Annotated in this window: 9 protein-coding genes; all 9 read right to left on the bottom strand. The window is 41.5% G+C overall.

The window, feature by feature from the left end; all coding sequences use genetic code 11:
• Window positions 1–196: 196 nt before the first annotated feature.
• Window positions 197–430 carry a hypothetical protein gene (locus tag ACFSN5_RS03255; protein ID WP_165209518.1) on the bottom strand — a complete coding sequence of 78 codons (234 nt, stop codon included), beginning with the start codon at window positions 428–430 and terminating at the stop codon, window positions 197–199.
• Window positions 431–812: 382 nt separating this feature from the next.
• Window positions 813–1,427: an SGNH/GDSL hydrolase family protein gene (locus ACFSN5_RS03250; RefSeq protein ID WP_241154183.1), complete on the bottom strand. Its 615-nt coding sequence runs from the start codon at window positions 1,425–1,427 to the stop codon at window positions 813–815.
• Window positions 1,428–1,664: 237 nt separating this feature from the next.
• Window positions 1,665–3,512 (bottom strand): GbpC/Spa domain-containing protein, encoded by a 1,848-nt coding sequence (locus ACFSN5_RS03245; protein ID WP_165209515.1) that lies wholly within the window; start codon window positions 3,510–3,512, stop codon window positions 1,665–1,667.
• Between the two features lie 199 nt (window positions 3,513–3,711).
• Window positions 3,712–4,701 (bottom strand): lipoate--protein ligase, encoded by a 990-nt coding sequence (locus tag ACFSN5_RS03240; RefSeq protein ID WP_165209512.1) that lies wholly within the window; start codon window positions 4,699–4,701, stop codon window positions 3,712–3,714.
• A 130-nt stretch (window positions 4,702–4,831) separates the two neighbouring features.
• Window positions 4,832–6,598 (bottom strand): dihydrolipoyl dehydrogenase, encoded by a 1,767-nt coding sequence (gene lpdA, locus ACFSN5_RS03235; protein WP_165209509.1) that lies wholly within the window; start codon window positions 6,596–6,598, stop codon window positions 4,832–4,834.
• Window positions 6,599–6,794: 196 nt separating this feature from the next.
• Window positions 6,795–8,237: a dihydrolipoamide acetyltransferase gene (locus ACFSN5_RS03230; protein ID WP_165209506.1), complete on the bottom strand. Its 1,443-nt coding sequence runs from the start codon at window positions 8,235–8,237 to the stop codon at window positions 6,795–6,797.
• A 75-nt stretch (window positions 8,238–8,312) separates the two neighbouring features.
• Window positions 8,313–9,311 (bottom strand): alpha-ketoacid dehydrogenase subunit beta, encoded by a 999-nt coding sequence (locus ACFSN5_RS03225; protein WP_165329153.1) that lies wholly within the window; start codon window positions 9,309–9,311, stop codon window positions 8,313–8,315.
• Window positions 9,312–9,358: 47 nt separating this feature from the next.
• Window positions 9,359–10,327 (bottom strand): thiamine pyrophosphate-dependent dehydrogenase E1 component subunit alpha, encoded by a 969-nt coding sequence (locus ACFSN5_RS03220; protein ID WP_165329154.1) that lies wholly within the window; start codon window positions 10,325–10,327, stop codon window positions 9,359–9,361.
• Window positions 10,328–10,503: 176 nt separating this feature from the next.
• A complete protein-coding gene (locus tag ACFSN5_RS03215; protein WP_165209497.1) occupies window positions 10,504–12,432 on the bottom strand; it encodes an ABC-F family ATP-binding cassette domain-containing protein in 1,929 nt (642 codons plus the stop codon).
• Window positions 12,433–12,485: the final 53 nt, after the last annotated feature.

Genomic DNA, 12,485 nt, shown 5'->3' with positions numbered 1-12,485 from the left:
TGTTTTGTAAACTAATTTGTTTACTGAAAATATTTTATAGTAAAAATTTCTTTAATATTCAAATAATTTTTGAGTTTATTCCGCCCTACTGAGCTTTATCTTCTTCCCATTGCTATTGTCTGTATCTGTCACTCCATCAAAGTTGCAGTAAAATAAAAAACCAGTCCCAAACTGAACCGGCTTTCAAAACAAAAATTTAGAAATTGTGCTTTTTCATCTTAGCTTCAAAGATACCATTGATAATACTGGACAATTCTTGAGCCAAGTCATCTGGTAATTCCCCAGCTTCCTCTACCTTAGCATAAAGGTCTGGATGTTCCTGAGCAATCTTTTTTACCGTTGCCTTGGTAGCATGTCCCCGAAACATTTTAGGAATTCTTTCCATATATTCTGGTTTTACCAAAGCTAAAATTTTTTCATCCGCTGTCATATTTGATTTCCTCCCATTTCAAAAATTTACGCTTCGTTCTGACCTAGTCTACCACTTTTCTCACAAAAAAGAAATCTAAAAAACCTCCAGCCAGGAACTGAAAGCTTTAGACGCTTAAGAGTTATGCAGAAGGGGTATTCTCTTTGTATTTAAGACCTGTTAAAATAGAAACACCAAAGTAAAAGTACTAGCAGCAAACTCAAGAAATTCATGATTAGTATCACTCAAGTCAACTGGATTAGCAGCTCCATCAAAAGAAAACGATCTTAACAGATAAACAAAGAATTTCATTTCAAAAAAGGATTTTAAAAAGTGCGTTTATCCCACCTAGTAATCTTTAATGCTTACCTAATTCAAGCTATTGCTATCCTAGACTTATCCTTTAAAGGTAGGATTTCAGGGCTTTGGATAAAGCTTTGTACCCTTCTTGCGTTAAATGTAGCCCTTCTTGGGTATAAGGTTCTGCTAGTTGTCCTTGCTCATCAAGCAGAGCATCATAGACATCAACAAACTCAATTGCTGGTATGTTCAGCAGCTCTCGGTTCAAAGCTTGAATAGTCTGATTGCGCCGAATTTTAACTTTAGCTTGATAGCTTTCCGCTTCATTTATTGGCAGAACAGATAGGAGCGAGATAGGACAGCCAACAGCTTCAATTTGCATATGATGGATCAATTCTTCAATTTTTTCAGCAATAGCTGGCACATCATATCCCATACCAATATCATTGGTGCCAATCAGCAAAAAAATTCTATCGGGCTCCTGATGTCCCAAAACTTCTGGAATATGATCAGCCAGCCAATGGGCCGAAATACCAGCAATACCATGGTTAACAAAATTAAAATTATGCCCCAAATATTTTTTCAAAGGGAAAAATTCAACAATGGAATCTCCCATAAACAGGATACTGGCCTCTTTGACCTTCTCAGTCTGAAACTGATGGCACCGTTCCTCTTGATGATTAGTAAGCGCAGGATTATTTCTCGATTCAAACATCATAAGTTTAGTCTAGCAAAAAAATTAGCAATTGACCATTATAAATCAATAAATGGAAGTTAGAAGCCTTATCAGCCACCAGTTTAGCCGGTGGTTTTCTTAGAAAAGCTGGAAGCCCTAATAAAAAAAGCTCTTCTCGTGTCTAGCTATAAGTCACCGTTGACAGAGAGCCATAAAAAAGACCCACCATCCAAATGATGAGCAGATCTTTTAAGTATTTTATCAATATAGAAACTGAGCTTAGTCTTCTTTACGTTTCATACTTCCAAGAAGTGTTAAAGTAGAGAAGGCTACAATTCCAGCACCGAAGGCAGCAACACCATAGCTGTTAGCATCACCAGTTTGCGGCAGAGCTTGAGCTTTCTGCATCGTTGGAGTAGCTTGGGCACCTTGAGCAGCTGTAACAGGCTTTTCTGGCACTTTAGGAGCTGGCGAAGGTGCTGGTGACTTAGGAGGTTCCGGACTAGTAGGAGGCGTTGGTTCACCTGGTGTTGTTGGTGTTGGCGGCGTTGGTTGTCCTGGAGTTGGCATTTCAGCAACCGCCTTAACAATAGCCTTGTTATACTTAACGCTCACAGCAGATAGCTTAGGTCTCTCTGGTTCTTTTGGAGCTTCACCCGGAGCTTTAACAGCCAAGGAGTTCACAGCAAACCAGATAGCTGTTGGAACTCCAACATTGTTACCAGAAGCTGAAATGGTGAATGGCTCACCATTATAAGTCATTGCTGCGGCACCATAAGCAGATGTTTTGGTCCGTTTTTCTCCATCTGGATTGATCTTATCCCAACCGTCTTCACCGTCACTATTGAGAGCGGCACCATTAGCAACAAATTCATTATCAGATGGTGAATAAATAGCACCATCAGGATTAATCTTAACAGATGAATCTTTAAAGCCAACAAATTTATTCTCACCAATGTTAAGAACTTTCTCAACGTGATCACCGTATTCAGTTGTCCAGTGGTTGAGTGAAGACAAGCTGATAACTGAGTTGTCACCATTGATATTAATCAAATGACCATTTTCATCGTAGAACTTCACTTGCAAATCAGCAGTGATTTCCTTAGAAGGATCATCTGATGTTTGAGCACCAATAAAGATTGTCTTGGTTGGGTCATGATAAAGTTTTACAATAGCAGTGTTATCATTGCTAGTCGTACTGTTCAACTTATAAGTTGCGACAACCTTACCAATCTTAGTACCAAGGTAAGTTGCATTTTCAAGGCCAGTGTAAGTAGCCGTAACGGTATCACCAACATTCATCTTGAACCATGCATCTTCATTATTAGCGTATGGATTTTCTGATGTGAAGTCAGATCCTGGATACTTATCCGTATTAAATTGTTGAAGAATTTCATCTTGAACGTGGTTAGCTTGTGCTTCTTTAGTCACATATTGGCTAACACCGTCAATAGAAACCACTGCGTTTGGTTCATTGTTATAAATAAGTCCCTTAGCAACTGTTGCGTTTTCAGGATTTGATAGGTCTTTTACTTTAGCTTGGTAGTCATTGTAAGCCTTAACTTTTTCATCATAAGCAGCCTTATCAGCAATGTACTTTTCATTTTCTTTGTTGTAATTAGCTAATTTTTCTTTATAATCAGCAACATCTTTTTGATACTGAGTCAAAGTATTTTTAACTTCTTCAGCTTGCGCCTTATTAGCAGCATCTGCTTCTTCAACAGTATCATAAGTCTTAGTTTCACCTTGCGAAATAGTTACAGGCGGAACAACTACATTTGATTGTGTAGTATTAGCATCTTGAGCCCCATCTTTGTTGACATCACCTTTATCAGTATTGCCAGTTGATGGTTTGTTAGCTTCATTGAAGTTATTAACATCATTGACAGCTTGAGTCAACTCAGGTGAAGTAACTTCTGATGTCGTCGTTGTTTTGTTACCTTCAGTTTGTTGATCAACAACTTTAACTTGAGGTCCAGTAGTCGCAACTTGTGACGCTTGATTATCAGCTGCTGTATTAGCAGTTGTATCAGTTGCTTCATCAGCCAATACCTGTTGGCCAGCAGCGATTGAAGTTAAAACTAAACCGCTAAGAAGTGAATACTGAGTCAATTTCTTCTTTCCCATTTTAATAACCCTTCTTGATTATAGAAATTTAGCAATTGTTACAAAATTATTTTATTTGTAAAAGATTTGCTATGTCAAACAGTGTAACAAATTAGTTATTAAAAATCAATCTCAGGAGGCGTTTAAGGATATTTTATAAAAAAACTCAATATTTTCGTATTTCCAAAGTAATATTTGTTATTTTGGTGTAATTTTTCTATCAAACTACAATTGCTTTAGCGACTTCTTCAACACTCATACCAGAGAAATAGCGACTGATATCCACCGTTTTCAAGCGCTCCAAAATATCCATATATTCGTATCGGCACCCCAATAAGATATTCTCTACAGCGGCAACATCCAAGACACCAAAGAAATCACCATAAATCTTAATTCCTTTAATGATTGAATTTTCAACATTGGCAAAAGTGTTAATCTTACCGGCAGGATAACGAACATTGCGTTCAATGGTATATTCTGGTGCCTGACCATAAGTCCAATCCCATGTATTAAATTGCTCTTCGTAAGATTTTTGAATTTTAGCCAGTTCATCAGCACTGAGAACATACTCAGTCATATCAGGATACATTCCTTTCATTTTATCCAAAATTTTATCAGAAAACTCTTGAACTGTAATCTTCTCTGGCAGTTCACTTAGAATATTAGTCACGCGTGAACGCACAGATTTGACTCCCTTAGATTCAATCTTATCTTTACTAACTTTCAAAGCATTACCTAAGACGGTCATATCCACATCAAATAGTAGACAGCCATGGTGCATCATCCGCCCCTTATAGTAAGCTTGGGCATTCCCGCAAATTTTCTTACCATCAATTTCTAAATCATTACGGCCAGAAAACTCTGCTGTAACCCCCAGATCAGCTAATGTTGCAATCACAGGCTCCGAAAAGGTTTTAAAATCAAAAGCCCCTTCATCAGACTTATTAGAAATAATGGTGTAATTGAGATTGTTAAGATCATGGTAGACAGCACCACCACCAGATAAACGACGAACAACATGGATACCATGCGCATCCGTATATTCTTTATTGATCTCCTGAATAGCGTTTTGGTGCCTACCGATGATAATAGCTGGCTCATTAATCCAGAGAATAAAGATTTCATCTTCATCGACTAATTCTCGAAAGGCATACGCTTCCAAGGCAACATTGTAGGCAGGATTGTTAGACTTATTGACGATATATTTCATGTAGTAACTCCTCATATCTCATTCAAATTTTGTTAATATTACGATTTAACAAGATTTTCAAAACAAAAGAGTTCAGATCAACCAGAACTCTTTCTTCCTTTATTATACATAAATGAGCAGAATCAGCATATTATTTGCGTTTCGGTGGATTATGGATGGCTTCTCCAAGCACATCAGCAAAGGCTTCGTAAAGTACCTCAGAGAAGGTTGGATGTCCATGAATAGACTGGAGCAATTCATCAACGGTCAGTTCATTCTCCATAATAGTCGAAGCTTCATTAATCATTTCAGCAGCAGACGGACCGATAATATGAACACCAAGAATTTCATGATACTTGGTATCGGCAATGACTTTTACAAAACCTTGAGCTTCATTTGACGCAATAGCACGACCATTGCCAGTAAAGCTAGCCTTGCCGACCAAAATATTGCCATACTGTTGACGGGCATCTTCTTCTGTGATACCACACATGGCCACTTCCGGATGAGTATAAACGGCAGCCGGCGTATAATCAAGATGAGCCTTACGGACATTACCCCAAATAGCATTTTCAGCAGCAATCTCACCCATGCGGTAGGCAGCATGGGCCAACATCTTGATACCATTAACATCGCCCGGTGCGTAAATTCCAGAAATAGAAGTTTCTTGGTAATCATTAACCTTGATACGACCATGCTCCATTTCCAAATTAAGTTTTTCCAAACCTTTTAACTGTGGTACTCGGCCGATAGATAGAAGAGCCTTTTCAGCAACTACTGCTTCGCCATTATTAAGTTTAAGCGTCAGTTGATTGTTGGCCTCAACAATTTCAGAGACACCGACCTGTGTCTTAATTGTCATCCCTTTCTTCGTCAGGATTTTTTCTAGTTCCTTCGATACTTCTTTATCCATAGCAGGAATGATACGATCAGCCATCTCAATAACAGTAACTTCAACACCATAAGAGGCCCATACTAAACCTAGCTCAATACCAACAACGCCACCACCCATCACAGCTAGCGACTTAGGCATTTCACGCAGGTCTAAAATGTCATCAGAAGTCAATACTAATGAAGAATTAATACCCGGAATATTAATACGAGAGACTGTTGAACCCGTTGCCAAGATGATACTGCGACCCTTAATTGTCTCAGAGCCAATTGTCACGGTCTTATCGGGATTTACTGTGGCAAAACCATTGAACATGGTAACCTTATTAGCCTTGAGGAGACCGCGAACACCACTAGTCAATGTTTTAACCACTGAGTTCTTAAAGTCAACAGTCTTGTCCATATCAATGCTGTAGTTAGTTGATGCGAGATTAATGCCGCGGCCTGCAGCAATCTTTAGACCATCCAAAATTTCTGCATTTTTCAGATAGGTCTTGGTCGGGATACAGCCTTTGTTGAGGCAGACACCGCCATACTCTGCTTTTTCAACGATAGCGATCTTTCCGCCTAGCTGAGCACCACGAATAGCGGCATAGTAACCAGCAGGACCGCCGCCGACCACAACAATATCATACTCATCATCAGCTAGGGCTGCAGGGGTTGGTACAGCATCAGGAACCGGAGCCTTAGGAACTTGCAGACCTGCGGCTTCTAAATTAGCAGTCGCTTCTTCGACAACTGGCTCTGGAGAAGCAGGGGCTGACGCAGTACCAGTATCCACAACTTCACCTTCCGCACCAATATAACCAATAACTTCGGTCACTGGTACTGTTTCACCAGCTTGATGGACAATTTTAACCAAGATACCAGAGTCTTCCGCTTCGATTTCCATATTGGTTTTATCGGACATGATTTCAAGGAGGATATCCCCTTCTTGGACGGTGTCTCCTTCTTGTTTTTTCCACTCGATGATTTCGCCTTCAGACATATCAACACCGAGCTTGGGCATAATAATTTCTACTGCCATATTTAAGATACCAAGAGCGAAAAGAAAGCAACTGAATCTAGGAAATCGTAGAAAATCCTGATTTTCCAAACGACTGGTCTTTTGTCCGAGCTTCCCGCTCGAGTTCAGTTTCCTCTTTCTCTCGCTCTACATCCTTTCTTTATTGTGATTTTGTTTAAAAATTCTTCTACTGATAGCCTATCTCGTTATTTCGCCGTCAAATCAACAATTCCATTGGGTTTTCAAGGATGTGCTTGAGGTCAACCATGAATTTAGCGCCATTCATACCATCGACAATCCGGTGGTCAATGGTCAAGCAGAGCTGCATGATTGGACGGATAACAATCTCACCATCAACGACAACAGGTGTCTGCACTGTTGCTGCCACACCCAAAATAGCTGAGTTTGGCTGGTTGATGATTGGGTTAAAAGACTTGGTTCCAAACATTCCCAAATTAGTAATAGAGAAGGTTGAACCAGACATCTCGGCCGCCTTAAGCTTACCATCCTGAGCCTTCTTGATAACATCTTTTGAAGCGACGACAAATTCAGACAGACTCATCCTGTCAGCACCATGAACGACTGGTACTACAAGACCATCATCTAAACCAACTGCGATGCCTAAGTTGACAAAACGGTGCAGCTCGATATCCTTGACATCATTAATCAGAGAAGCATTGAGGTATTTGTGCTCTGGTTTCATTAGAGTACGAACAACAGCTAAACCAATCAGGTCGGTAAAAGTTACTTTTTGCCCAGTTTTTTCCATGATTGGGTCGATGACTTGCTTACGAAGCGCCATAAGGTTGGTCATGTCAATATCGTAATTAAGTGTAAAGGTTGGTGCTGTCAGATAAGAATTTGTCATACCCTTAGCGATAGCCTTTCGCATCGCAGACATTGGCTTAATGTCAACACCTTCTGGAAGACTTGCTTTAGCTTTAAGTACCTCGGAAGTCGGCGTAGCTGCTTGAGCCGGCGCTGTCACTTGGCTAGCAGCTAAAATATCTTTCTTAGTCACCTTACCAAAGATTCCTGTACCCGAAATGCTTGTCAAGTCTACACCTAGATCAGCTGCCATCTTACGAGCTAAAGGTGTTACCTTAGGCTGAGTACCCTTGAAGTTCTCAACATCGTCCTTATGGACACGGCCATGAGGACCAGTTCCAGGTACTTGTCCAAGATCAATTCCTTGCTCGGCTGCCAATTTACGGGCTGCCGGGGTTGCACGAACTTTACCAGAACCCTGCGGTTTGGCGGTAGGAGTAGAACCAGCTTGCACTTGCGGAGCCGACTCTTGAACCGGCACTTTTGCTTGAGTTTCAGTCGCTTGCGGCACTTCTTGAGGAACTGTCATCGATGCTGTTTTTTGAACAGCAGCTGAGACTGATTGACTAGCTGAACTAGCCTCTATCACTTCCCCAGCCTCACCGATATACCCGATAACTTGGGTAACGGGTACAGTATCACCAGCAGGGTGGACAATTTTGACTAAGACACCAGAGTCTTCGGCTTCAATTTCCATATTGGTCTTATCCGACATAATTTCAAGAAGGATATCGCCTTCAGCAACAGTATCACCCTCTTGTTTTTTCCACTCGATGATTTCGCCTTCAGACATATCAACACCGAGCTTGGGCATAATAATTTCTACTGCCATAATCTATTTTTGCAAGCACGACGCTTTCTGAGCTGGCTTGCTACCATCCTTTCTAATACTGTTAGAGTGATGTTCTTAATTTCCGTTATTTGCCATTTTGATCATTGCAGCCTTAATTTTCTCGACATCTGGCAAGATGGCTTGTTCCAAAACACGCGCATAAGGAACTGGCACATCTTCGCTGGCCAAACGTACGATTGGATGATCAAGATAATCGAAGGCTTCACTCTCAGTAATCATAGCTGCGATTTCACCGATAAAGCCGCCTGTCTTGTAGGCATCATTGACCAGCATAACCTTACCCGTTTTCTTGACCGAATTAATAATCAGTTCTTTATCAAGTGGCACGAGAGTGCGAGGGTCAACAACTTCAACATTGATACCTTGTGCTGCTACTTCGTCAGCGGCCTGCAGGACACGCTCAAGCATGCGACCGTAGGTCACAACAGTCAGGTCAGTTCCTTGGCGCTTGATCTCTCCCTTTCCCAGCGGAATGTAAAAATCAGGGTCGAGATTAACCTCTTCTTTTTTACCGTAGAGGGCCTTTGGTTCCATGAAGACAACAATGTTATTGTCTTGAATGGCTGACTTGAGGAGGCCCTTGGCTTCATTGGCGTTGCCAGGGGCAACCACCTTGATGCCTGGAATGTGGGTCAACCAAGCCTCCAGAGATTGCGAGTGCTGGGCTGCTGAACCGATACCAGAACCCGATGCCACGCGGAAAGTGACAGGGGTCTTGAGACCACCACCAAACATATAGTTATTCTTAGCACCATTATTGACAATCGCATCAAGGGCGATCGTCAAGAAATCCATAAAAGTGATATCTACGATAGGACGCAGTCCTGTGATAGCGGCCCCAATAGCTGATCCAGCAATAGCAGCTTCTGAAATTGGCGTATCTTTGATGCGTTTGGGGCCAAACTCCTCGTACATACCAACTGAGGTACCAAAGTCTCCGCCGTAGATACCGACATCTTCACCCATTAAAAAAATTTTCTCATCTTTACGCATTTCCTCGGTCATTGCGAGGTTTACAGCTTCGCGCAAGGCCATAGTTTTTGTTTCTGTCATTGTGTTCTCCATTAATCTATCAACTACATTCGAAAAATGATTACAACTTAATCTACCCAGACGTCTTCAAAAGCTACTGAAAGCTCTGGATCCGGACTATTTTGAGCAAATTCATAAGCATCGGCAATTTCTTTAACCGCTTGCTCATGGATAGTATCCAGCTCCTCTGCTGTGATATCTGTTTCTTTAGCTGCAAAGTCCCGGAACTTCAAAAGCGGGTCTTTAGCTTTCCAGCTATCCACTTCTTCTTTGCTACGGTACTTACCAGCATCAGCTGTCGAGTGACCGAACCAGCGGTAGGACTCAACTTCAATAATGGCTGGGCCATTGCCAGCACGGACATAGTCTACTACCTCTTGCATCTTATCATAGACAGCCATGACATCATTACCGTCTTCAACATAGTAACCTGGGATACCATAAGCTTCTGCACGGGTATAGAGGTGAGGAGTGTTTGTCGCCTTGTTGATAGCCATCGAGATACCATAGCGATTATTGATGATAAAGAAGATAACCGGTAGCTTCCATGTTGCTGCCATATTGACAGACTCATGAAAAGAGCCCTCGTTAGTCGCTCCATCACCAGAAAAAGCTACGACGATATTGTTAGTGTCATTGTACTGTTGGGTAAGAGCAGCTCCGACTGCTAGAGCATAACCACCACCAACAATACCGTTTGTCCCATAGTTGCCTTTTTCAAAGTCAGCCAAGTGCATCGAACCACCCCGACCCTTTGAAACACCTGTAGCCTTACCAGCCAACTCAGCCATCATACCATTAAGGTCCATATCCTTAGCGATAGACTGACCATGACCACGGTGGTTTGAGAAAATAATATCATCGTAAGTCAGATGAGCAATAGCTCCCACACTGGCTGCCTCCTCCCCTACTGAGAAGTGAGTCATCCCTTGGACAAAACCACGACGGACTAATTTATTGATTCGCATATCAAACTCACGAATGCGTTCCATTTTCAAGTACAAGTCTAATAACTGTTCTTTAGAAAGTTGTGTCATAACGACCTCCCATAATCTTTTATAAGCCTATTCTATCTCAAAATTTCACAAACTTCAAAAAATACGCTCATTGATATTACAATAAAGAAAGGGCTTTCAGGGTAAACTTTAATATTTTTTTCACAAACTCAAAAAATCCTCGCCCAGACATAAAGGACGAGGAATCCAACCGTTTACTAAATTTTTTCTAACTGCTCATTCAATTCTTCCCACTCTGACATAAGATTGTCTTGCTGCTGGGTGAGTTTATCAAGCTCTGCCTGCAAATCCACTAAGTCTTGAGTGTCATTTGTTTGCTCCATTTCCCCTGAAATGGCTGCAACCCTATTATCAATATCTTCTAAGTCATTTTCTACCTGTTCTATACGACGGGTCAGTTTGCGAGCCTCTTTTTGATTAGCTTTTTGAATCTGGTAATCTTGACTTGAGTTACCACCAGACTCAGCTAAAATAGAAATATCTTTGTCAGCTTCTGCTTGAGTTAACTGAACCAAGGCTTCTTCCTCGGCCTTTTTCTCCAGATAGTAGTCATAATCCCCCAGATAAAGTTTAGAACCAGCTTCCGAAATTTCTAACACCTTGGTGGCCACTCGGTTGATAAAATAACGGTCATGACTGACAAAGAGCAGAGTGCCATCAAAATCAATCAAGGCATTTTCTAAAACCTCCTTGCTGTCAATATCCAAGTGGTTGGTTGGCTCATCCAAAATCAAAAAATTGTTATTTTCCATGGAGAGCTTAGCCAGAAGCAATCGAGCCCGCTCCCCACCAGAGAGCATAGCCACAGACTTCTTGACATCATCACCTGAAAAGAGGAAAGCGCCCAAACGGTTGCGGATTTCCACTTCCGCTGTGGTCGAAAAATTATTCCATAGCTCATCAAGAACGGTATTGGTTTGAGTCAGATTAGACTGGGTCTGATCATAATAACCCATTTCGACATTAGCTCCGTAGTGGCCTTGCCCCTTAATAAAAGGGATTTGACCAACAATAGACTTAACTAGAGTAGACTTACCAATACCGTTGGGGCCAACGATAGCAATAGCGTCAAATTTACGAACATCCAAATTAATGGGTTGGGACAAGATCTGATTGTCATAACCGATAGCAGCCTCCGAAACTGTCAGAACAACATTACCAGACGGTTTATCCGCATGGAAGGTCATATTGGCTGACTTCTGCTGGGCTTGAGGCTTATCCAGTCGTTGAATCTTCTCCAACTGCTTACGGCGGGCTTGGGCCCGTTTAGTCGTAGAGGCTCGGACAATATTCCTTTGAACAAAATCTTCTAGCTTAGCAATTTCCTTAGCCTGTTTTTCATAAGCCTTCTCCTGACTGGCCAATTTTTCAGCCTTAGCATCCATAAATGCGGAATAATTCCCCATATAACGATCCAGCGAATGAGGCGTCAAATCGTAGGTTACCGTTGCTACCTTATCCAAGAAATAGCGATCATGGCTGACGATAATCAAGGCCCCCTGATAATTGGCCAAATAATTCTCCAGCCAAGCGATAGTCTCAATATCCAGATGATTGGTCGGCTCATCCAAAACCAAAAGCTCGGGCTTTTCCAAAAGCATCTTAGCTAAAGCCAAACGAGTGTTTTGACCACCAGATAGTTCCGAAATAGGGGTCTGCCAAGTCGTCTCATCAAATTGAAAGCCATTTAAAATTGCTTTAATATCAGCTTCGTAGGTAAAACCGCCTTGAGCTCGAAAGTTCTCAGATAAACGATCATAGTCCTGCATGAGCTTATCCAGCTCTGCACCAGATAGCTCTCCCATTTTCATCTCCATAGTCCGCAGAGTTTTTTCCTGCTGACGCAGATCCTCAAAAACCCGCAGCATGCCATCATAAATAGTATCTTCAGACTCAAAACGGCTATCCTGTGCCAGATAAGATAAGCTGAGGTCTTTCTTCGTATTAATTTCACCCGATGTTGGAGCTTCTTCCTTCACTAAAATCTTCAACAGAGTTGATTTTCCAGCCCCGTTTCGGCCAACCAGAGCAATCCGATCCCTCTCATCAACTTGAATGTTAATATTTTCAAAAAGGACATCTCCTGAAAAGGAGCGTTCAATCTTATTTCCTTGTAAAATAATCATAGAATCATTATAGCAAAAATCAGTCTTCTAGGCACTTTTGCTGACGGTGAGAA

The sequence above is a fragment of the Streptococcus tangpeifui genome (assembly GCF_044503215.1).
In the GTDB taxonomy this organism is placed as follows: Bacteria; Bacillota; Bacilli; order Lactobacillales; family Streptococcaceae; genus Streptococcus; species Streptococcus tangpeifui.
The sequence above is the reverse complement of the archived record's forward strand: the minus strand, read 5'-3'. Positions and strand labels throughout refer to the sequence as shown.

What these genes read in the sequence shown, in the direction of transcription:
- ACFSN5_RS03255 (WP_165209518.1), bottom strand. Translation starts at nt 430, where the DNA reads ATGACAGCGGATGAAAAAATTTTAGCTTTGGTAAAACCAGAATATATG.
- ACFSN5_RS03250 (WP_241154183.1), bottom strand. Translation starts at nt 1,427, where the DNA reads ATGATGTTTGAATCGAGAAATAATCCTGCGCTTACTAATCATCAAGAG.
- ACFSN5_RS03245 (WP_165209515.1), bottom strand. Translation starts at nt 3,512, where the DNA reads ATGGGAAAGAAGAAATTGACTCAGTATTCACTTCTTAGCGGTTTAGTT.
- ACFSN5_RS03240 (WP_165209512.1), bottom strand. Translation starts at nt 4,701, where the DNA reads ATGAAATATATCGTCAATAAGTCTAACAATCCTGCCTACAATGTTGCC.
- lpdA (WP_165209509.1), bottom strand. Translation starts at nt 6,598, where the DNA reads ATGGCAGTAGAAATTATTATGCCCAAGCTCGGTGTTGATATGTCTGAA.
- ACFSN5_RS03230 (WP_165209506.1), bottom strand. Translation starts at nt 8,237, where the DNA reads ATGGCAGTAGAAATTATTATGCCCAAGCTCGGTGTTGATATGTCTGAA.
- ACFSN5_RS03225 (WP_165329153.1), bottom strand. Translation starts at nt 9,311, where the DNA reads ATGACAGAAACAAAAACTATGGCCTTGCGCGAAGCTGTAAACCTCGCA.
- ACFSN5_RS03220 (WP_165329154.1), bottom strand. Translation starts at nt 10,327, where the DNA reads ATGACACAACTTTCTAAAGAACAGTTATTAGACTTGTACTTGAAAATG.
- ACFSN5_RS03215 (WP_165209497.1), bottom strand. Translation starts at nt 12,432, where the DNA reads ATGATTATTTTACAAGGAAATAAGATTGAACGCTCCTTTTCAGGAGAT.